Raw genomic sequence first — 21703 nt, 5'->3', positions numbered from 1 at the left:
TCTACTCACTCTTTCCCACGGGTGCCTGCGCCATGACCTCGATCATCACCTCACCCCCTGTTACTTGCGACAGCACGCTCGAGGCGATGTTCGCCGCCCAGCGCCAGGCATTCGCCGGCAACCCCATGCCACCGGCGGCACAACGCCGGCAGTGGCTGAAAAGCCTGCGCGAAACACTGCTGCGTGAGCAGGAGGCCCTGATCGCGGCCATCGACAGCGACTTTGCCGGGCGCAGCCGCGACGAGACCCTGCTCGCCGAGCTGCTGCCCTCGGTGCAAGGCCTGCGCCATGCCGAACGCCACCTGCAACGCTGGATGCGGCCGTCGCGCCGGCGCGTCGGCCTGGCCTTCCAGCCCGCCAGCGCCAAAGTGCTGTACCAGCCGCTGGGCGTGGTGGGGATCATCGTGCCGTGGAACTACCCGCTGTTCCTTGCCATCGGGCCCCTGACCTGCGCCCTGGCGGCCGGCAACCGGGTAATGCTCAAGCTCAGCGAAGCCACGCCGGCCACAGGGTTGGTGCTCAAGGCACTGCTGGAGCGGGTGTTCCCCAGCGACCTGGTCAGCGTGGCGCTGGGCGAGGTGGAAGTCGGCCAGGCCTTCGCCCGCCTGCCCTTCGACCACCTGCTGTTCACCGGCGCCACCAGCATCGGCCGCCAGGTGATGCTGGCGGCGGCGCCCAACCTCACCCCGGTCACCCTCGAACTGGGCGGCAAATCCCCCGCCATCGTCTCGGCGGATGTGCCGCTGGACACCGCCGCCGAACGCATCGCCTTCGGCAAGACCCTCAACGCCGGGCAAACCTGCGTGGCACCCGACTACGTGCTGGTGCCACGCGAACGCCTGGATGCCTTTGCCGATGCCTACCAGCGCGCGGTACACAGGCTCTACCCGCGTATCGCCGACAACCCCGACTACAGCGCGATCATCAACCCGCGCCAGCTCGACCGCCTGGAGCGCCTGCTGGCCGATGCCCGCGCGCAGGGCGCGCAAGTGCGCGACCTCTACCCCGACGAACCGCGCCAGGGCCGCCGCCTGCCGCCGCACCTGTTGCTGGAGGTGAACGACAGCATGCAGGTGATGCAGGACGAGATCTTCGGGCCCTTGCTGCCGCTGGTGCCCTACGACCACCTGGACCAGGCGCTGGCCTACATCAACCAGCGCCCGCGCCCGCTGGCGCTGTACTACTTCGGTTACGACCGTGGCCAGCAGGCCCGAGTGCTGCGCGACACCCACTCCGGCGGCGTGTGCCTCAACGACACCCTGCTGCACGTGGCCCAGGATGACCTGCCATTCGGCGGTGTCGGCCCCTCCGGCATGGGGCACTACCACGGCCATGAAGGCTTCCAGACCTTCAGCAAAGCCAAAGGGGTGCTGGCCAAGCAGCGCCTGAACGCTGCCCGGCTGATTTACCCGCCCTATGGCAAGGCCTTGCAGCGCTTGGTCTACAAACTGTTCATCCGTTGAGCGAGGAAGGCTGCGCATGCACCGTCGCGACCTGCTCAGGTTCAGCCTGGGCGCCAGCGTGTTCCTTGGCACCGCCAGCCTGATTGGCTGCTCGAAGCAGGCGCCCTCGGCGGGTTACCAGGTGCTGCGTGATGACGACCTGCCGCTGTTGCGAGCCCTGATCCCCGTGGTACTGGCCGGCACGCAGGCCACTGAAGCGCTGGTGCTGCACAGCCTCGACGGCAAGCTGGCGGCGCTGTCGCCGGCCATGCTCAAGCTCACCCGGCAGTTGTTCGACGTGCTCAGCCTGCCGCTGACCCGGGGGCCGCTGACCGGCGTCTGGGGCAGTTGGAGCGAGGCCAGCAAGACTGATGTGGAGGCCTTTCTCGTACGCTGGGGCAGCAGTTCGCTGAACCTGCTGCGCCAGGGGCATGCATCGTTGCTGCAACTGTTGTCGATGGCTTGGTATGAGCGGCCGGAAGCCTGGGCTGCGTGTGGCTATCCAGGGCCACCGAAGATTTGAACTTCAGGCTGCCGGGGGCTGCGAAGCGGCCCCAGCACTACCAAACCCAACAACAAAGGCCACGCCATGCCCGTCCCCGACCCGTTTCGCCAAGGCCTCGAACGAGGCTGGATCACCCACGATGCCTCGCGCCTGGAGCAAGACCTGACCTTCGAAGCCGATGTCGCCGTGATCGGCAGCGGCGCAGGCGGCGCCACCACGGCCGAGGCGCTGAGTGCCGCCGGCCTGAACGTGCTGCTGATCGAGGAAGGCCCGCTGAAGACCAGCAGCGACTTCCACCTGCTGGAGCACCAAGCCTACGCCGAGCTCTACCAGGAAGGCCTGGGCCGGCTGAGCAAAGAAGGCGCCATCACCATCCTCCAAGGCCGCGCAGTGGGCGGCACCACCCTGGTCAACTGGACCTCGAGCTTTCGCACCCCGCCGCAAACCTTGGAGCACTGGGCCCGGGAGCACGCCGTCAAAGGCCTGGACAGCGCCACCCTGGCCCCCTGGTTCGAACGCATGGAACAGCGCCTGGGCATCACCCCTTGGGCGCTGCCGCCCAACGCCAACAACGACGTGCTGCGCCGTGGCTGCGAGGCGCTCGGCCACCGCTGGGCGGTGATCCCGCGCAACGTGCGCGGCTGCTGGAACCTGGGTTACTGCGGCATGGGCTGCCCGGTCAATGCCAAGCAGTCGATGCTGGTCACCAGCATTCCGGCCCTGCTGGAAAAGGGCGGCACGCTGCTCTACCTGGCCCGGGCCGAGCGTTTCAGCCATGACGACCAGCGCATCGACCACCTGCAATGCCAGGCCCTGGATACCCGAGGCGTTCACCCGACCGGCCGGCAGATCCAGGTGCGCGCCCGCCATTACGTGCTGGCCGGTGGCGGCATCAACAGCCCGGCCCTGCTACTGCGCTCCGAAGCCCCCGACCCGCACCAGCGCCTGGGCAAACGCACCTTCCTGCACCTGGTCAACTTCAGCGCCGCGCAGTTTGCCGACAGGATCGACCCGTACTACGGCGCGCCGCAGTCGATCTACAGCGACCAGTTCCAATGGCAGGGCGGCGTCGACGGGCCGGTCGGCTACAAACTCGAGGTGCCGCCGCTGCACCCGGCCCTGGCCAGCACCCTGCTCGGGGGCCACGGCCAGGACAACGCCCTGCGCATGGCCGAGCTGCCGCACACCCATGTGATGCTGGCGCTGCTGCGCGATGGTTTCCACCCGGACAGCCCGGGCGGCCAGGTAGAACTGCGCAGCGATGGCTCGCCGGTGCTCGACTACCCCGTCACCGACTACCTGCGCGACGGCCTGCGCCGGGCCTGGCACAGCATGGCGCAGATCCAGTTCGCCGCCGGGGCCCGCCAGGTGATGCCCGTGCATGGCGATGCCCGCTACGTCGACACCCCCGCGCAAGCGGCCGCGATGATCGACGGCCTGCCCATGGAACTGTTCCGCATGCGCCTGGGCAGCGCCCACGTCATGGGCGGCTGCGCCCTGGGCGAAGACCCGCGCCAGGCGGTATGCGACAGCCTGGGCCGGCATCATCAGCTGGAAAACCTGTCGATCCACGACGGCTCGCTGTTCCCCACCAGCATCGGCGCCAACCCGCAGCTGTCGGTGTACGCCCTGGCGGCGCGGCTCAGCGAGGCACTGGTTGGCCGCCTGACACAGACTGCATGACAGCCGATACACACAATGTCTATAGTGCCATCAGCCAGCCACGCGGCTTGGCCGGGCGCGGTCGCTGCGCTACCATCCGACTCCCCAACGCACTCCAGCCAGGATGACGCGATGAACCGAGTGTTGTACCCGGGTACTTTCGACCCCATTACCAAAGGCCATGGCGACCTGGTCGAGCGCGCCTCGCGGCTGTTCGACCACGTGATCATTGCCGTGGCCGCCAGCCCGAAGAAAAACCCACTGTTCCCGCTGGAGCAACGGGTGGCGCTGGCCCGCGAGGTCACCAAGCACCTGCCCAATGTCGAAGTCATCGGCTTCTCCTCGCTGCTGGCGCATTTCGCCAAGGAGCAGAACGCCAATGTGTTCCTGCGTGGCCTGCGCGCGGTCTCGGACTTCGAATACGAGTTTCAGCTGGCCAACATGAACCGCCAGCTGGCGCCGGACGTCGAGAGCCTGTTCCTCACGCCTTCCGAGCGTTATTCGTTCATTTCCTCGACGCTGGTCCGGGAAATTGCCGCGTTGGGCGGCGATATCACCAAGTTCGTCCACCCGGCGGTGGCCGACGCGCTGACCGAGCGCTTTCGCAAGTAACCTGAGTGCCCGGGGCGCGTCCCGCTGACGCGCCCGCGTGCACTGCGGGCGCGAATCCGGCACAATTGCGCCTATCGCATTGAAACATGCCCGGGCCCGACGCCCCGGCCGGAGTCCCCATGTCCCTGATCATCACCGACGATTGCATCAACTGCGACGTCTGCGAACCCGAGTGCCCGAACGCTGCCATCTCGCAAGGCGAAGAGATCTACGTGATCGACCCGAACCTGTGCACCCAGTGCGTGGGCCACTACGACGAGCCGCAATGCCAGCAAGTCTGCCCGGTCGACTGCATCCCACTGGATGAAGCCCACCCGGAAACCGAAGACGAGCTGATGGCCAAGTACCGCCGGATCACCGGCAAGGCCTGATGCCGTTCGTCGCCGCGATACGCCGCGCCGCGCTGGGCGCCGCCCTGGCGCTGCTGGCCACGGCAGCCCAGGCCGACGGCCCGGGCCGCGCCGCCATCGCCAGCCCGCACACCGAAGCCACCGCCGCCGCCCGGCAGGTGCTCGAACAAGGCGGCAACGCCTTCGATGCCGCCGTGGCCATCGGCGCCGCGCTGGCAGTGGTCGAGCCCTACGGCTCGGGCCTTGGCGGCGGTGGTTTCTTCCTGCTGCGCGAACAAGCGGCCACCCCGCGCTACGCCTTCCTTGACGCCCGCGAGCGCGCACCTGCCGCCGCGCGGGCAGACATGTACTTCAAGGACGGCAAGGTCCAGCCCGGCCTGTCGATCAACGGCCCGCTGGCGGCGGCCATCCCCGGCCTGCCCCAGGCCCTGGCCGACCTCGCTGCCAGCCACGGCAAACTGCCGCTCAAGGACAGCCTGGCACCAGCAATCCGCCTGGCCAATCAGGGCTTTGCCGTCGACCGCATCTACCGCGACCGCGCGACCATGCGCCTGGCGGCGCTGCGTGATGACCCCGAAAGCGCCCGGCTGTTCCTCAGCGCCAATGACGTACCGGCCCTGGGCACGGTGATCCGCCAGCCTGAGCTGGCCAGCACCCTGCAAACCCTCGCCGAGCATGGCCGCGACGGCTTCTACCGTGGCCCCACCGCCCAGCGCCTGGTCGATGGCGTACGCCGGGCCGGCGGCCTGTGGAGCCTCGACGACCTCGCCGGTTACCACACCGCCTGGCGCGAGCCACTGCGCTATCAGCTGGCCGAACAGCGTGAACTGATCAGCAGCCCACCGCCTTCGGCCGGGGGCATTGCCCTGGCCCAGAGCCTGGCCATGCTCCAGCGCCTGCCCTGGCAAAGCGCCGAGCCGGTACAGCGCAACCACTACGTGATTGAGGTATTGCGCCGGGCGTACCGCGACCGTGGTCTGCTGGGTGACCCGGACTACGTCGCCAACCCCGTCAACCGCCTGCTGGCGCGCCACTACCTCACTGGCCTGGCCGACAGCATCGACGTGCACCAGGCCACCCCCAGCAGCGCCCTGCCGCCGTCACCGGCCTGGCGTGAAGGCGACCACACCACCCACTTCACGGTGATCGACGCCGACGGCAACGCGGTGTCCGCCACCCTGTCGGTCAACCTGCCGTTCGGCGCGGCGTTCAGCGTGCCCGGCACCGGCGTGGTGCTGAACAACGAGATGGACGATTTCGCCGCCGACCCCAACGGCAGCAACAGCTACGGCCTGGCCGGCAGCCAGGCCAATGCCGTGGCGGCGGGCAAGCGGCCGCTGTCGAGCATGAGCCCGACTTTCATCGAAAGCCCAAGCCAGTTCGCCAGCTTCGGCACACCCGGCGGCAGCCGGATCCCGAGCATGGTGCTGCTGTCGGTAATGGGCTTGCTCGAAGGCCGCCCCGTGGCCGAATGGCCAGCGACGCCGCGCTACCACCACCAGTACTTGCCGGATGTGGTGGAGCATGAGCCGGGGACGTTCAGCGATGCACAAAAGGCCGAGCTGCAGGCGCGCGGGTATCGGTTGAAGGATGTGGGGCGTAACTACGGCAACCAGCAGGTGCTGTATTGGGACAAGGTTGGCGGGACTGTCGAGGCGGCCAGTGATCCCAGGGGTGTAGGGCAAGCGACGGTAATCGACTGATCCGGCCCTATCGCGGGGCAAGCCCGCTCCCACGAGCCCGGAGTGGATCCTGTGGGAGCGGGCTTGCCCCGCGATAGCGATCAGCCGGTCAACGCTGGCATTTCGGGCAGAACACGCTCGCCCGCTGCCCCAGCGTCACCGTGCGCAACTCGGTGCCGCACACCTTGCACGGCTGCCCACCGCGCCCGTAAACGAACAACTCCTGCTGGAAATACCCCGGCTGCCCATCGCCACCAATGAAATCGCGCAAGGTCGTGCCGCCTTGCTCGATGGCCGCCGCCAGCACCCGCTTGATCTCGATCGCCAGCCGCAGATAGCGCGCCCGGGAAATCCCGCCCGCCTCGCGGCGCGGGTCGATGCCGGCGGCGAACAACGCTTCGGTCGCATAGATGTTGCCCACCCCGACCACCACCGCGTTGTCCATGATGAACGGCTTGACCGCCATCGAGCGGCCACGGGACAGCTGGAACAGCCGCTCGCCGTCGAACAGGTCGGTCAAAGGCTCCGGCCCCAGGCGCAGCAGCAGTTCATGGTTGAGCGGGTCGAGGCTCCAGAGCATGGCGCCGAAGCGCCGTGGGTCGGTGTAGCGCAGCATCAGCCCCGACTCCAGCTCGATGTCCACATGCTCATGCTTGGCTGCCGGCAAGCCCAGTTCGACCAGGCGCAGGTTGCCCGACATGCCCAGGTGGCTGATCAGCGTGCCCACCTCGGCGTTGATCAACAGGTACTTGGCGCGGCGCTCGACGCTGACGATGCGCTGCCCCGACAGGCGCACGTCGAGGTCTTCCGGGATCGGCCAGCGCAGGCGCCGGTCACGCACCACCACACGGCTGACCCGCTGGCCCACCAGATGCGGCGCAATACCGCGCCGGGTGGTTTCGACCTCTGGCAATTCCGGCATGGTTCAGCGCCCGCCCAGTTCGCGGATGTCCTGCTTGAGCTGCTCGAAGTCGTACTCCGACAGCCCGATGTATTCCAGCACCAGCGGACCAACCATGTTCCACTCGTGGTCGACGCTCTGATTGCCCAGCACGCGGTACGAGGCGCAGATGTGCTCGGACATCTTCAACACCGCCAACAGGTTCTTCAGCTGGGTCTGGGCGTTGCGCGAGGACTCGTCGCGGAACACCGCCAGGGCGTTGTGGTGATTGGCGATGGCGGCGCTGATGTGCTCCGGCAGGCGCCACGACTTGGCGGTGAAATAGCCGACCACCGAGTGGTTGGTGTTGAACACGCGGTTCTCGGTGTCCACCACGCGGACTTCGTCATTGGCCTTGGCGTAGGACTCTTCCAGCACTTCCATGTAGTTGGGGAAGCGCTTGTGCATCAGCGGCACGCCGCAATCGTGGAACAGGCCCAGGGTGTAGGCCTCGTCCGCCGCCTGGATGCCGGTGCGTTTGGCCAGGGTGAGGCAGGTCATGGCCACGTCCTGGGCGGTGTCCCAGAACGGGTTGAGGGTGACGATGGTCTCGTCGCTCATCTCGCCCTTGATCGACTGGGCGTTGATCAGGTTGATGATCGAGCGGCTGCCCAGCAGGTTCACCGCGCGCTGGATCGAACCGATCTTGTTCGACAGGCCGAACTGCGCCGAATTGACCAGCTTGAGCAGGGCGCCGGCCAGGCCGGGGTCCTGGGAAATCAGCTTGGCGATGGTCTCCAGGTCCGGGTCGGGCATGTACTGCTCGAACTGCAGGTCGACCATGATCTGCGGCTGCGGCGGAATGGTGATGCCTTGCAAGGCTTGCTGGATCTGTTCGGCGGTAAGTTCCTGGGACATGGTTCGGGCTCCTTGGGGACGGGGGATTCTAAACCCTGTAGTCCGCCAGGGCACCCAATGAGTGGATCGTTCGTTCCAGGTTTTTCTTTAGACCCGTGGGCATGGTTGGCCTGCGTGGTTGGCCTGCGTGGTTGGCCTGCGTGGTTGGCCTGCGTGGTTGGCCTGCGTGGGAGCGGGCTTGCCCCGCGATAGGTCCTACCCGGCGAACATCGCTGGCCATACTGACGCCATCGCGGGGCAAGCCCGCTCCCACGCCTGATCTTATCCATCCCACACTTGGTCGTGCCCGCGCGCCGAACCCTGAGCCAACACGGTATACTCCCGCTCTTTTTTCCCGGAGCGACGTCATGTCCCTGCCCAGCCTTCGTCTCAAAGCCAATGCCGACCGCCGCCTGCGCGCCGGCCACCTGTGGGTCTACAGCAATGAAGTCGACGTTGCCGCCACCCCGCTGCAGGGCCTGAAGGCCGGCCAGCAAGCCATCCTCGAAGCCGCCAACGGCAAGCCGCTGGGCGTGGTGGCCATGAGCCCGAACAACCTGATCTGCGCCCGCCTGCTGTCGCGTGACGCCAAGCTGCCGCTGGACAAGTCGCTGCTGGTGCACCGCCTGAACGTGGCCCTGTCGCTGCGCGAGCGGTTGTTCGACAAACCGTGCTACCGCCTGGTCTACGGCGACTCCGACCTGCTGCCCGGCCTGGTGGTCGACCGTTTCTTCGACATCCTCGTGGTGCAACTGGCCTCGGCCACCATGGAAGCGCACAAGGACGAAGTGATCGCCGCCCTGGTCCAGGTGCTCAAGCCCAGCGGCATCCTGTTCAAGAACGACTCCGCCGCCCGTGACGCCGAAGGCCTCGAGCGCTACGTCGACACCGTCTACGGCGAAGTGCCGGACTGGGTCGCCCTGGAAGAGAACGGCGTCAAGTTCGAAGCCCCGGTACGTGAAGGGCAGAAGACCGGCTGGTTCTACGACCACCGCATGAACCGCGCGCGCCTGGCGCCCTACGTCAAAGGCAAGCGCGTACTCGACCTGTTCAGCTACATCGGTGGCTGGGGTGTGCAGGCCGGCGCATTCGGCGCCAGCGAAGTGTTCTGCGTGGACGCCTCGGGCTTCGCTCTGGACGGCGTGGAGCGCAATGCCGCGCTGAACGGCATCAGCGAGAAAGTGACCTGCATCGAAGGCGATGTGTTCGAAGCCCTGCGCGAGCTCAAAGCCGCCGAAGAGCGTTTCGACGTGATCGTTGCCGACCCGCCCGCCTTCATCAAACGCAAGAAAGACCTGAAAAACGGCGAGGCCGCCTACCGCCGCCTCAACGAACAGGCCATGCGCATGCTCAACAAGGACGGCATCCTGGTCAGCGCCTCGTGCTCGATGCACCTGCCCGAGGACGACCTGAACAACATCCTGCTGACCAGCGCCCGCCACCTGGACCGCAACCTGCAGCTGCTCGAACGTGGCGGCCAGGGCCCTGACCACCCGGTGCACCCGGCGATCAGCGAGACCCGTTACATCAAGAGCATTACCTGCCGCTTGCTGCCGAACAGCTGATCAAATCCCTGCCTGGGCCACTGCATGGCCCAGGCAGCGGCAGAAACACAGACCGACTCATCGTCCCAAGTCATGGGTCGAGTTGTGGTTGTTGGCGATGATGTTGGCAATCAACGACTCGCCCGGGAAATCGGCCATGATGATGCCAACCGTCCTTTGCGTCGGCCCAGGGCCGTTCAGATCCTTGATGTCGTCACGCGCGAGGGTGTTGGTGCCTTCGAAGGATATCGAGCAGACCCGCATGGCACAGGTTGTCCGGGGAAAGAACGGGTACCAGTCGACTTCCCCCAGCGCGATGAGCCCGGTGGACAACCGCGCGGCATCCGTCCCCGGGCTGACGTGGCCGCTGGCAACGAAGTAGGGAAACGAACCGACACTGCCCGACAGGTAGTTCACATAGAACGTATCCGGGCTGCCCGCGGCAGCTCGGTGCAGGTGGCGCCGTACCTTGAGGTACTTCTCGTGCAGGTCCCAGTTGGTTTTCAGGGTTGAATCATCCTGGACGTCGAAACTGGCGTAGTCGAGCCCTTGGTTGTTGAGCTCGGCGATGTTGGACAGCACGACGAATTTCCCTCGCGCCTCGCCCAGCGTGACACCGCCACCCGGCGCCTTCAGGTAGATGTCCGAGAACTGCGCCATGTACTGCTCGAAGACCTGCGCCAGGCTCAGGGTTACATTGCTCTCGGGGGTATGCTCCTGCTTGATGCGAAACAATACGGTTTCGCTGGGGTTGGCCTTGAGAAAGCGTCGAATCGACTCAAGCGCGCTGCCGAACATCTTGTCGAGATAGACCGAGCCATGGTGCAAGGCGAATGCATCACCCGTTTGCCGGATACGTAGATCGAGCACACGAATGCCGTAGCGCAACTGCTCGTCGAAATCGAGAGTCTGGGTGCTGACGATGTCTGTGACGATCGGAAACAGTCTGACATCAAAGGTCGCCGAATCGTGGGTGCCCGGAAGTGCCATTTCGCTTAGCCGCACATTGTCACGGATCATGCCCATCCACGCGTGCTTGTCGGTGAATGGATCATGGGCATCGTGGGAGTAGGCATCGTCGAGGTGAGCGAAGGCTGAGCTGGCCAGGCAGCAGAGCAGACCGGCAAGGCAACGCAAAGGTCCCATGGGGTGTCCTCCTTGGACTGTGAGAAGTGCGGCCACGCTAGCAAGCAGGCAAACGACCAGGCGTTAGATAGTTACCCGTTGGCCTGACAGCATGAGGCCGCGTTGCGGCTTCATCGCCGACAAGCCGGCGAAGGGCTGCAGGACAGCCCCTGTTACCGCCTGAAGTCCTGCATCAGCTCCTGCCCGCCGATGCTCAAGGTCCTGTAGCGCGGCGTGACCAGCTTCACCGCCCCTTCGCGAATGCCGTTGACCAACCCATCCAGGTTGTCCATGTTGCCGCTCAAACTCCCCACTTCCCGCCATTCGCGGTTGTCCCAGGTGAGCACGAACAGGCGCGATGCGTAAGTGTGCCGCGGAATCATCAGCACTTCGTTGTGCCCATCGTCATCCAGGTCGACCGCCCACAGATAGCAGCCCTTGCCGCCGCACTGGCTTTCGGCCAGGGTCGAGTCAGCCAAAGCTTCAGTGCTGGACTGTACCGGCCCCAGCCACTCCAATTTTGGCCCGCGTTCCTCGGCCGCTGCCGGCCGTCGCACTTGCTCCAGCGTCGCCAGCAGTTGCGCACGCTCTGGCGCATCGAACAACTCATCCGTTTGCAGCCGTTTTTCAAGCTGCTCGAAGGCCTCGCGCCCCGGCTGGCCCAGGTCGTGGTACAGGTTTCGCGCATCGAAGTCGCTGACCGACGTACGCCCACTGACCAGGCGCTCGACCTGGTTTTTCGCACTCAGCTGCTGTGGCGCGAGCAACGGCGTATAGAACAGCACTACCAGCACCGCGCTGAGCAGGGCGATCCACGGGTTGCTCACCCGCAGGCTGTTAAGCCAGCCCTGGCGCGACGCCAGCACCGCCCAGGCCGCCGCCAGGCCGTGGACCAGCATCACCCCCACCAGCAACAGCGCCAGGATTCGCGACGGTGTCAGCCCGTACTGGTCGATGCGCATCCAGCTGGCGTAGGCCGCCAGGCCCACCAGCACCGGCAGGCACAGCAGGCTGGCGTTTACCAGGCGCTTGAGTGCAACGGGATAGACGCTGCCCTGATGCCCCTCCTGGAACACACCGTTGACCAGGAACAGGGTGATGATCGCCAGCGCCAGCAACAGAGTCGTCGAGTAACCCGTGTCCCACACCGGCTGCAGCCCGGTGAACGGCAGCGTCAGGGTGAACAGCAGGGTAATCAGCGCGCCGAGCGGCAGCAGGAAGCGGCACAGCGTCAGCAGGATGCCACGCAGCAGGCCGATGACCTTCTCGTTCTCCCGGCCCATGCGCATCCCCAGGGAGAACACCACCGGCAGCACCAGCCAGAGGAACACCGGCGACTCCACCACGTCCTTCACCTGCGGGATGCCCAGCATGCTGAACAGCAGCGCACACAGCCACAGCAGCTGCCAGAACAGGCCGGTCAGCATCTGCGCCAGGAACAGGATGAACACATTGTTCCAGGCATGCCGGAACAGGTCTTCGTAGCGCAGCCGCAGCCCTTCGCCGGTCGGCCAGGCCAGGATGAACGCGGTGCCGATATAGCCCAGCACCACCGCCGCCAGGCACCAGGTCATCTGTAGCCAGCCATTGGGCTCGGCGCTGAACACCCAGCCGCTGATCCCGCTGATCAACAAGGTCAGGCCCAGTACCAGCCAGCCCGTGCCGCGCTGGCGCACAGCGCTGCCGAGCAACTGCAGGTTAAGGCCCGCCACCACCATCGCGACACAGACGGCCACCGACATACCGAAGCCGAGCACTTCACCGCGCCCCAGCACGGTGGCGAGCAATACCAGGCCCTGGAGCAGGCCGATGACAACGTAATACAACAACGAGCGAGCAGGCGCCGGCATGGCAAATCCTTTTGGCCAGTGGGGGACGAAGCGCGCCAGTCTACCGAACCCTGCGCAACCGATGCCAAGGGCTTTACCGTGCGGCCTGGGCCGACTGCCAATTATCACAACGGCATTCCCTCGCAGGCGCGGCGGTGTAGAATCGGGCCTATTCATCGCCAGACATCCCCGGCGGGTTTATGAGCTCTGGTCGAGCCTGCGGCGATCCCGCGTGGTCTTCGGCCCCCATCCTTGCCAGCGGCAACCGGCCTTCGGCGTTTCAGGAAAAGAGAAGCTCACTCCCTATTTACGTGACGTGATTTAGCCGCCAGGAGCGCTCCATGCCTGATTACCGTTCCAAGACCTCCACCCACGGCCGCAACATGGCCGGCGCCCGCGCCCTGTGGCGCGCCACCGGGATGAAGGACGACGATTTCAAGAAACCGATCATCGCCATCGCCAACTCGTTCACCCAGTTCGTCCCGGGGCACGTGCACCTGAAGGACCTGGGCCAGCTGGTCGCCCGCGAGATCGAACGCGCCGGTGGCGTGGCCAAAGAGTTCAACACCATCGCAGTCGATGACGGCATCGCCATGGGCCACGACGGCATGCTCTATTCGCTGCCCAGCCGCGAAATCATCGCCGACGCCGTCGAGTACATGGTCAACGCCCACTGCGCCGACGCCATCGTCTGCATCTCCAACTGCGACAAGATCACCCCCGGCATGCTGATGGCCGCCCTGCGCCTGAACATCCCGGTGATCTTCGTCTCCGGCGGCCCGATGGAAGCCGGCAAGACCAAGCTGGCCAGCCATGGCCTGGACCTGGTCGACGCCATGGTCATCGCCGCCGACTCCAGCGCCTCCGACGAGAAAGTCGCCGAGTACGAGCGCAGCGCCTGCCCGACCTGCGGTTCGTGCTCCGGCATGTTCACTGCCAACTCGATGAACTGCCTGACCGAGGCCCTGGGCCTGGCCCTGCCGGGCAACGGCTCGACCCTGGCCACCCACTCGGACCGCGAGCAGCTGTTCCTCACCGCTGGCCGCACCATCGTCGAACTGTGCAAACGCTACTACGGCGACAACGACACCTCGGTCCTGCCGCGCAGCATCGCCAACTTCAAGGCGTTCGAGAACGCCATGATGCTCGACATCGCCATGGGCGGTTCGACCAACACCATCCTGCACCTGCTGGCCGCGGCCCAGGAAGGCGAGGTGGACTTCGACCTGCGCGACATCGATCGCCTGTCACGCAAGGTGCCGCAGCTGTGCAAGGTGGCGCCGAACATCCAGAAGTACCACATGGAAGACGTGCACCGCGCCGGCGGCATCTTCAGCATCCTCGGTTCGCTGGCCCGTGGCGGCCTGCTGCACACCGACCTGCCGACCGTGCACAGCGCCAGCATGGAAGAAGCCATCGCCAAGTGGGACATCACCCAGACCGATGACGAAGCCGTGCACACCTTCTTCAAGGCAGGCCCGGCCGGCATCCCGACGCAGACCGCGTTCAGCCAGTCGACCCGCTGGGAAACCCTGGACGACGACCGCGAAAACGGCTGCATCCGCAGCTTCGAGCACGCCTACTCGCAAGAAGGCGGCCTGGCCGTGCTGTACGGCAACATCGCCCTGGACGGCTGCGTGGTGAAGACCGCCGGCGTGGATGAGTCGATCCATGTGTTCGAAGGCAACGCGAAGATCTTCGAAAGCCAGGACAGCGCCGTGCGCGGCATCCTTGCCGACGAAGTGAAGGCCGGCGACATCGTCATCATCCGCTACGAAGGCCCGAAAGGCGGCCCGGGCATGCAGGAGATGCTGTACCCGACCTCGTACCTGAAATCCAAAGGCCTGGGCAAAGCCTGCGCCCTGCTCACCGACGGCCGCTTCTCGGGCGGTACTTCGGGCCTGTCGATCGGCCACGCCTCGCCGGAAGCCGCCGCTGGCGGTGCCATCGGCCTGGTGCGCGACGGCGACAAGGTGCTGATCGACATCCCCAACCGTTCGATCAACCTGCTGGTCAGCGACGAAGAGCTGGCCGCGCGCCGCGTCGAGCAGGACAAGAAAGGCTGGAAGCCGGCCGAAGTGCGCCCACGCAAGGTGACCACCGCGCTGAAGGCCTATGCCCTGCTGGCCACCAGCGCCGACAAGGGTGCGGTGCGTAACAAGGCGATGCTTGAAGGGCTGTGAGGCTTTGATGGCATGAAAAAACCGGCGCCTGGTGCGCCGGTTTTTTTATCCGCTCGTCCCTTATCGCGGGGCAAGCCCGCTCCCACGAAGTAAGCGCGGCTTTGCGTGGGAGCGGGCTTGCCCCGCGATGGCCATGACGTATTACTGAATCTGCTCCGGCGTCACGATCACCCAGTTCTTGTCCGCCGTCACCGGCAACCCTTCCTTGGCCTGGGCCGCCGCATGCTTGGCGATCATGCCGTTCAACTGGTCCATGTACTTGGCCTTGCGGTTGATCCACAGGTGGATGCCGCCCTTACCCACATCGACGCTGTGGAACTGCATGTAGCCATCGCTGGTCGGCGTGTCGCCGCCCACCAGCACCGGTTTCTTCCATTCGTCGATATAGGTCAGGATCGCCGCCTGCTTGCCGGCCATCCAGGTCGCCGGGGTCCACAGGTACGGGGTCAGCTCCAGGCCTTCGTTGGCCTTGGGGTCATAGTGACCGGCGCTGATCTGCTTGCGTGCGGTGGTCAACTGGCCCGTGGCGCGGTCCTTGAGCAGCAGGCTCACGCCAATCACGTTCTCGGGTTTGACGTTGTAGCCGTACTTGGGGTCGGCGGCGACCATGCGCACCAGCTCTTCCGACGCCGCCGAGATCACGTATACCTCGATGCCGTTCTCCATCAGCTTGTTGTACAGCTCGGCTTGGCCGGTGAAGACCTTGGGCGGCTGTACCTCGATGTTCTTGACCTGATCCCCTTCGTAATAGGTGCTTGGGATCGGCTTGCCCGAGGCCATCAACTCGTCGACCTGCTGCTTCAGCTCCTTGAGGGTGAAGCCCGAGAACACCTGGGCCACCCACGGGTAGCAGACCATGTCGTCGATTTCACACAGGCGGTAGTAGTAGCTGAACAGGCTCTCCTTGTGCTCGGCGGTGTCCTTGAACGGGATCAGCTTGAGCGAGGGGTCGAGCTTGTCGCGGGTCAGCAGGCCCTTGTTCTCCATAAACGGCAACAGCGACTCTTCGAGGTCGAAGCGGTAACTGGTGTTGTCCATGTCGAACACCGCGTAGTTACCCTTGTTGGCATTGGCGGCGATCATCGCGTCCAGCTTGCTGGCCGCCTCGGCGGGCCAGTGCTTGAGCTCGGTGGCCGCCCAGCTGCTGGCGCTGAGCAACAGGGCCAACCCGCCGGCAAGCAGTTTCGGCGCAGACATCATGTGCAGTTCTCCCAAAGACGTGGCCGCTCAACCCTAGACCCGTTTTATGACACCCAGGCGCTCGCGACCGACCCCGACGCAGCCGCAAACGCCATGTGGATTGCCAATAACGACAAGGCGTTATTCCATAAACGACTATGCAAATTCCTTTTAGGTATAAATTCGTTTGTTTTCAGGCTGTTAGCATTTCGGTTCGCAATCGCTCATCAGAGGCGATGCCTCTTCTGCTTTTTCTGGAGCTTCAATGAACCTGCCGCTGTCTCTCAACCTGCTGGCGTTCCTGGCCCTGCTGCTGGGCCTGGCGCAAACCCGCCGCACCGACTGGAGCCTGGCCAAAAAAGTACTGCTGGGCCTGGCCCTGGGCGTGGTCTTCGGCCTGGTCCTGCACACGGTCTACGGCGCCGGCCACCCGGTACTCAAAGCCACCATTGCCTGGCTCGACCTGGTCGGCAACGGCTATGTCGGCCTGCTGCAGATGATCGTCATGCCGCTGATCTTCGCCTCGATCCTCAGCGCCGTGGCCCGCCTGCACAATGCATCGAGCCTGGGCCGCATCAGCGTGCTGAGCATCGGCACCCTGCTGCTGACCACCGCCATCGCCGCGCTGCTCGGCATCGCCCTGACCAACCTGTTCGGCCTCAGCGCCGAGGGCCTGGTAGCTGGCGTGCAGGAAAGCGCGCGGCTGCAGGCGATCCACAGCGACTACGCAGGCAAGGTCGCCGACCTCAACATCCCGCAACTGCTGCTGTCGTTCGTCCCCACCAACCCGGTGGCCGACTTGGCGCGGGCCAAGCCGACCTCGATCATCAGCGTGGTGATCTTCGCTGTGTTCCTGGGCCTGGCCGCCTTGCAACTGATCAAGGACGACAAGGACAAAGGCCAACGCGCGCTGTCGGCCATCGACGTGCTGCAAGCCTGGGTGATGCGCCTGGTGCGCCTGGTGATGAAACTCACCCCCTATGGCGTGCTGGCGCTGATGACCAAGGTGGTGGCCAGCTCCAACCTCGACGACATCCTCAAGCTGGGCAGCTTCGTGGTGGTGTCGTACATCGGCCTGGGCCTGATGTTCGTGGTGCACGGGGTGATCCTGGCGCTGACCGGCGTCAGCCCGCTGCGCTTCTTCCGTAAAGTGTGGCCGGTACTGACCTTCGCCTTCACCAGCCGCTCCAGCGCCGCCAGCATCCCGCTGAACATCGAGGCGCAAACCCAGCGCCTGGGCGTGCCGCAGTCGATCGCCAGCTTCAGCGCCTCGTTCGGCGCCACCATCGGCCAGAACGGCTGCGCCGGCCTGTACCCGGCGATGCTCGCGGTGATGGTCGCCCCGGCGGTGGGCATCGACACCTTCGACCCGCTGTGGATCGCTACCCTGGTGGCCATCGTCACCCTGAGCTCGGCCGGTGTGGCCGGCGTGGGCGGTGGTGCGACCTTCGCCGCACTGATCGTGCTGCCGGCCATGGGCCTGCCGGTGGAGTTGGTAGCGCTGCTGATCTCGGTGGAGCCGCTGATCGACATGGGGCGCACGGCGTTGAACGTGAATGGCTCGATGACTGCGGGCGTGGTGACCAGCCAGTTGCTCAAGCAGACCGACCAGCAGGTGCTGGGCGGGGATGAGCATGCCGAGCTGAGTCACTCCTGAGAAATTGCTGGGGGCGCTTTGCGCCCCTTTCGCCGGCAAGCCGGCTCCCACGGGGTCATGCATTTTCCTGTGGGAGCCGGCTTGCCGGCGATAGGGCTGCAAGTCAGTAACTGGCCCGCAACGTCAACGTCAGGTTGCGCGGCTCGCCATAGAAGTTCGACCCCCAGGCACTGTCCACCCGCTCGTAATACTTGCGGTCGAACAGGTTGTTGGCCGTGAGCGTGGACGACAGGTGCTTGTTGAAGCGATACCCCACCTGCGCGGTGGCCACGCTGTAACCACCCTGGACGAAGTCCACGTCACGCTTGTAATAGGTCTGACTGACCGCCCGCACACCGCCACCCACGCTGAAACCGTCCAACGGCCCATCCTTGAACTCGTAACGCGTCCACAGGTTGAAGTTGTGCTTGGGGGTGATGCTGATGCCCTGGTAGTTCTCCTCGTTCATCGACTTGAGCATGGTGAAGGCGTAACCGGTGCTGATGCTCCAGTTGTCGGTCAGGTTGCCGGACAGCTCGGTTTCCCAACCCTGGCTACGGACCCTGCCCTGAGCCTCGAAGTAGGCGGTGCGCTGCACCGACTGCGCACGGTTCTCGTCATAGATGCGGAACAACGCCACGCTGCCGTTCAGGCGGCCATCGAGAAACTCGCGCTTGAGCCCCAGCTCGTACTGTTCGCCCTCGCGCGGGTCGATCGGCTTGCCGCTGGCGTCCACGTCGGTCTGCGGCTTGAACACGCTGGTGTAGCTGGCGTAGGCCGAAAGCTCCGGGGTGAGCTTGGCCACCAGCGCCGCGTAAGGGATCACCTTGCGGTCGATGTTGGTCTCGGTGTTGCTGAAGTTGTCGAAGAAGGCATTGGCGTTACGCCCTTCGCTCTCGAACCAGGTCACCCGGCTGCCGAGGATCACGTCCAGCCAGTCGGTGGCGCTGATCTTGGTGCGCGCATACACACCGTACTGCTGCGACTTGACCCAGTTGCCGTTGACCATCTCGTAGTCGCGCTTGGGGATATTGATGCTGCCCGGGTCGTACACATTGATGTCGAAGTACTCCCCTCCGCCGTAGGTGAAGTCCTTGTCCAGGTGCTGGTATTCGGCGCCCACGGTCAGTTCGTGGCTGCGCCCGAACGCCTCCACCGGCAAGGTCACGAAGCTGTCCAGGCCGAGGGTCTTGATATGGGTGTAGTAGGCGTAGGCCACTGCGGAGCTGGCGCCGGTCGCCCTGTCCACCGCGCCATCGGTCCAGGTGAAGTTGCGGGTCGGGGTCTCGGCATCGCGGTAGGTCAGCGAGGTCTTGAACTGGCCGCCATTGTCCAGGGCGTGGTCCACCTCGAAGAAGCCCTCCCACACGCGCTCGTCCAACTCGTTCCACTTGGCGTCGACGAAGCTCGAGCGGCTCACATCCAGCAGCTTGCCGTCCGCATAGGCCGGCAGGCCGAACGCCGGCGTCGAGTTGTTGCGCTGATAGGCACCACCCAGGGACAGCGTGGTGGCCGGGCTCACGTCGTATTCCAGGCGGCCATAGACCATGGGCCGCTCGTTCTGCGCATGGTCGACGAACGACTGGTTGTTCTCGTAGGCGGTCACGAAACGCCCGCGCAGGGTGCCGTCGCTGTTCAGCGGGCCGGTGACATCGACAGTGGAGTGGTAGCGGTCCCAACTGCCGGCCGACAGCTCGCCGCTCAGGCCGAAGGTGCCCAGCGCACGCTTGCGCACCAGGTTGATGGTACCGCCCGGCTCCCCTGCGCCCTGGTACAGGCCGGAGGGGCCGCGCAGTACCTCGACCCGGTCGAACATCGCCAGGTCGAAGCTGGTGGCCATGTCGCCCTGCCCGGTCAGCTGCGAAACGCCGTCCACCTGCACCTGGTCGACCAGGAAGCCGCGCATGTACACATCGTTGAGGTTGGAGCCGCTGTTGTAGCTCTTGATCGTCGCCCCGGTCACCTGGCGCATGGCGTCCTGCAGGCTGTTCATGTTCTGGTCGTTCAAGCGTTGGCGGGTAACCACCGAGACCGACTGGGGGATGTCCTTGAGTTTCTGTTCACCCTTGCCGATGGTCAGCGCGCCCGTGGTGTAGGAGCCGCTGCCCTCGGTGGTGGCCCCCAGCGCGCTGCTGTCGATCTTGGTTGCGCCCAGCTGCATCGAGGTGTCGCCTGCCGCGCGCTGGCGCTCCAGGGTGACGCTGTCGGCGTCGATCACGCTGGCGCTCAGCCCGGTGCCTTGCAGCAGCCTGGCCAGTGCCTGGTCCTGTGGATAACTGCCATTGAGGCCCGACGAACGCAGGCCCTGGGTGAACTCGCCCGGCACCAGCACCTGCACCCGGGTGACTGCACTGAAGGCCGCCAGCGCCGAGTCCAGCGACTGCGCCGGGATCTCGAAACGGTAAACCTGTGCCTGCGCTGCGGCCTGCGCCTGCAGCGGCGCGGCCAGTGCTGCGCTGCCCAGCGCGATGGCCAGGCCGAGCACGGTCCGAGTGGCGGTAATCTTCATCAGTGGAGCTCCCCGAAATCGTCCAAGTCATTGAGTGGCGCTGCACCATCTGAGAGTGCTTATTATTTACGCCTGCTCATTCAAGGACGACGGACCCGCGGGAATCCCCGAAACTTTTTTCATCCCTCGCGCAGAATGCGCAAGTAAGGGGTGTATTGCTCGGCGTGGACACCCAGGGTGTGGGTCAGGGCCCGGAGCACGGCGTCCGGCTTGTCGATTTCGAACACCCCGGACACCTTGCGCTGGCGCAGGGCATCACCCAGCACCAGGGTCTGGCCCGGCCAATAGCGGTTCAGCTCGGCCACCACTTCAGCCAGGGGCTGCTGGCTGAACACCAGTTGCCGTTGCCGCCAGGCGAACGCCCGGCCCGGTTCGAACGGGTGAATAGCCCCCGGCCCGTTGGCCGCGTATTCCACTGCCTGCCCCGGTACCAGGAACACCCCGGGGCTTTCCCCCGCACGCACCTGCACCTTGCCCTGGGCCAATTGCACACGGGCCTGTTCGCCTTCGAGGGCGACACTGAATTGCGTGCCGACCACCCGCACCCAACCGTCGCCGGCGCGCACCACGAAGGGCCGGTCGGGGTCACGGGTCACCTCGAACCAGGCCTCGCCACGCAACAGGTGCACGCGCCGCTCGCCATGGGCCAGCTCCACCTGCAGCGCGCTGTCAGTGTTCAACTGGATACGCGAGCCATCGGCCAGCTGCACGCTGCGCGACTCGCCGGTGCCAGTGGCGTAGTCGGCACGCCAGCGGTCCAGCCAGGGCGTCTGGCTGAGCAGCAGCCCCAGCGTCAGCACCGCGGCGGCAGCACTTGCAACCCTGGGCCAGGCCCGCCGTGGCGCTGTGCGCCATTGCCCGCGCTGCTGCTCGCGCACGCGCCTGGCCGGGGCCTGCAGGGCGCCCAGCAAGGTGATCACCTCGGCCCAGGCCTGAGCCTGCTCCGGCCCCTGCAGGTGCCAGTCGGCAAACGCCTGCCGTTCGGCCGCGGTGACATCGTCGGCTTGCAGGCGGTAGTACCAGGCGGTGGCTTCGGCGAACAGCTGCTCGCTGTCGGGCATGTCGCTCATGGGGTCAATGGTGCTCTCGGGATCCTGGCTCATGGGCGTTGCCTCCCACCGTCGCCGGCCAGCTGCGCCTTGATGAAGGCACGGCAGTCGAGCAGCGCCTTGCGCAGCTGGTATTCGACGCTGCGTGGCGTGGTGTTCATGCGCTCGCCGATTTCGCGGTAGGTGCAACCGTCGACATGATAGAGCAGGAAGATGTGCCGGGTCGCCTCGGGCAAGGCCTGGATGGCGGCCTGCATCAGGGCTTGCTCCTGCTGTGCGGCCAACTGGTCTTCGGCAGCGGGAGCTTCGCTGGCCAGCTCCTCGCTCGGCTCGCCGGCGTCCAGGCGCTCACGGCGAATGGCCTGGCGCTGGTGGTCGCGCACCAGGTTGCTGGCGATGGTGAACAGAAAAGCCGACAGGTTATCGATCTGCTTGTCGGCAGGCAGCCGCGCCAGCCGCAGGAAGGACTCCTGGGTCAGGTCGGCGGCCACCTGCGCATTGCCGGTGCGCCGTGCCACGAAGGCCTCAAGGGCCTTCTTGTGCTCGGTGAACAGCCGGGCGATCTGCTTGTTCCATGAAGACACGGCACGTCCTGGCTCTAGGTCTCAAGAGGTGCGCA

The 21703-nt window shown here is 65.6% G+C and carries 17 protein-coding genes; 9 read left to right on the top strand and 8 right to left on the bottom strand.

Features of this window, described 5'->3' with window-relative positions; genetic code table 11:
- The first annotated feature begins 32 nt into the window (after nt 1-32).
- From F6X61_RS04060 to ggt, 6 genes are all read left to right on the top strand, one after another.
- On the top strand, nt 33-1463 hold the full coding sequence (locus tag F6X61_RS04060) for a coniferyl aldehyde dehydrogenase (RefSeq protein ID WP_153785512.1): 1431 nt from the start codon (nt 33-35) through the stop codon (nt 1461-1463).
- Between the two features lie 16 nt (nt 1464-1479).
- Complete coding sequence (locus F6X61_RS04055; protein WP_153785511.1) at nt 1480-1965, top strand: twin-arginine translocation pathway signal protein; 486 nt, start codon at nt 1480-1482, stop codon at nt 1963-1965.
- 66 nt (nt 1966-2031) lie between these two features.
- Nucleotides 2032-3630, top strand: coding sequence for a GMC family oxidoreductase (locus F6X61_RS04050; protein ID WP_153785510.1), 1599 nt, complete (start codon nt 2032-2034; stop codon nt 3628-3630).
- 111 nt (nt 3631-3741) lie between these two features.
- Nucleotides 3742-4221, top strand: a complete 480-nt coding sequence (gene coaD / locus F6X61_RS04045; RefSeq protein WP_153785509.1) for a pantetheine-phosphate adenylyltransferase — start codon at nt 3742-3744, stop codon at nt 4219-4221.
- Between the two features lie 119 nt (nt 4222-4340).
- Complete coding sequence (locus F6X61_RS04040; protein ID WP_011531711.1) at nt 4341-4592, top strand: YfhL family 4Fe-4S dicluster ferredoxin; 252 nt, start codon at nt 4341-4343, stop codon at nt 4590-4592.
- Complete coding sequence (ggt, locus tag F6X61_RS04035; protein WP_178125760.1) at nt 4592-6274, top strand: gamma-glutamyltransferase; 1683 nt, start codon at nt 4592-4594, stop codon at nt 6272-6274. The genes F6X61_RS04040 and ggt overlap by 1 nt, the downstream gene beginning before the upstream one ends.
- Nucleotides 6275-6362: 88 nt before the next feature.
- Here ggt and mutM read toward each other — a convergent pair whose 3' ends face one another.
- Complete coding sequence (gene mutM, locus F6X61_RS04030) at nt 6363-7175, bottom strand: bifunctional DNA-formamidopyrimidine glycosylase/DNA-(apurinic or apyrimidinic site) lyase (RefSeq protein WP_153785508.1); 813 nt, start codon at nt 7173-7175, stop codon at nt 6363-6365.
- A gap of 3 nt (nt 7176-7178) precedes the next feature.
- Nucleotides 7179-7997 (bottom strand): HDOD domain-containing protein, encoded by an 819-nt coding sequence (locus tag F6X61_RS04025; RefSeq protein WP_178125763.1) that lies wholly within the window; start codon nt 7995-7997, stop codon nt 7179-7181.
- A gap of 401 nt (nt 7998-8398) precedes the next feature.
- Here F6X61_RS04025 and F6X61_RS04020 point away from each other — a divergent pair, with 401 nt between their 5' ends.
- Nucleotides 8399-9595 carry a class I SAM-dependent rRNA methyltransferase gene (locus F6X61_RS04020; RefSeq protein ID WP_153785507.1) on the top strand — a complete coding sequence of 399 codons (1197 nt, stop codon included), beginning with the start codon at nt 8399-8401 and terminating at the stop codon, nt 9593-9595.
- 57 nt (nt 9596-9652) lie between these two features.
- Here F6X61_RS04020 and F6X61_RS04015 read toward each other — a convergent pair whose 3' ends face one another.
- Together F6X61_RS04015 and F6X61_RS04010 are read right to left on the bottom strand one after the other, a co-directional pair.
- Nucleotides 9653-10720 carry a phosphatidylinositol-specific phospholipase C gene (locus F6X61_RS04015; protein WP_153785506.1) on the bottom strand — a complete coding sequence of 356 codons (1068 nt, stop codon included), beginning with the start codon at nt 10718-10720 and terminating at the stop codon, nt 9653-9655.
- 152 nt (nt 10721-10872) lie between these two features.
- Complete coding sequence (locus F6X61_RS04010) at nt 10873-12549, bottom strand: DUF4153 domain-containing protein (RefSeq protein WP_153785505.1); 1677 nt, start codon at nt 12547-12549, stop codon at nt 10873-10875.
- A gap of 320 nt (nt 12550-12869) precedes the next feature.
- On the opposite strand from F6X61_RS04010, the gene ilvD reads away from it, so the two are divergent.
- Nucleotides 12870-14711 (top strand): dihydroxy-acid dehydratase, encoded by a 1842-nt coding sequence (gene ilvD / locus F6X61_RS04005; protein WP_110992132.1) that lies wholly within the window; start codon nt 12870-12872, stop codon nt 14709-14711.
- Between the two features lie 141 nt (nt 14712-14852).
- Here the strand turns inward: ilvD and F6X61_RS04000 are convergent, their stop codons facing one another.
- Nucleotides 14853-15908, bottom strand: a complete 1056-nt coding sequence (locus F6X61_RS04000) for a haloacid dehalogenase-like hydrolase (RefSeq protein WP_178125762.1) — start codon at nt 15906-15908, stop codon at nt 14853-14855.
- Between the two features lie 247 nt (nt 15909-16155).
- Between F6X61_RS04000 and F6X61_RS03995 the strand changes: the two genes are divergently transcribed.
- A complete protein-coding gene (locus F6X61_RS03995; protein WP_153785503.1) occupies nt 16156-17547 on the top strand; it encodes an L-cystine transporter in 1392 nt (463 codons plus the stop codon).
- A 103-nt stretch (nt 17548-17650) separates the two neighbouring features.
- Here the strand turns inward: F6X61_RS03995 and F6X61_RS03990 are convergent, their stop codons facing one another.
- The 3 genes from F6X61_RS03990 to F6X61_RS03980 all read right to left on the bottom strand — a co-directional run bounded on the left by F6X61_RS03990 (nt 17651) and on the right by F6X61_RS03980 (nt 21668).
- Nucleotides 17651-20035, bottom strand: coding sequence for a TonB-dependent receptor (locus F6X61_RS03990; protein WP_153785502.1), 2385 nt, complete (start codon nt 20033-20035; stop codon nt 17651-17653).
- Nucleotides 20036-20154: 119 nt separating this feature from the next.
- The gene (locus F6X61_RS03985) at nt 20155-21138 is read right to left on the bottom strand and encodes a FecR family protein (RefSeq protein WP_256671281.1); all 984 of its coding nucleotides are present in this window, start codon (nt 21136-21138) and stop codon (nt 20155-20157) included.
- The gene (locus tag F6X61_RS03980; RefSeq protein WP_110992128.1) at nt 21135-21668 is read right to left on the bottom strand and encodes an RNA polymerase sigma factor; all 534 of its coding nucleotides are present in this window, start codon (nt 21666-21668) and stop codon (nt 21135-21137) included. Before F6X61_RS03980 ends, F6X61_RS03985 begins: the two co-directional genes overlap by 4 nt.
- Between the last annotated feature and the right edge of the window lie 35 nt (nt 21669-21703).

Source organism: Pseudomonas sp. EMN2 (genome assembly GCF_009650555.1).
Taxonomy (GTDB): domain Bacteria; phylum Pseudomonadota; class Gammaproteobacteria; order Pseudomonadales; family Pseudomonadaceae; genus Aquipseudomonas; species Aquipseudomonas sichuanensis.
This window is presented reverse-complemented; position numbering and strand designations above follow the sequence as displayed.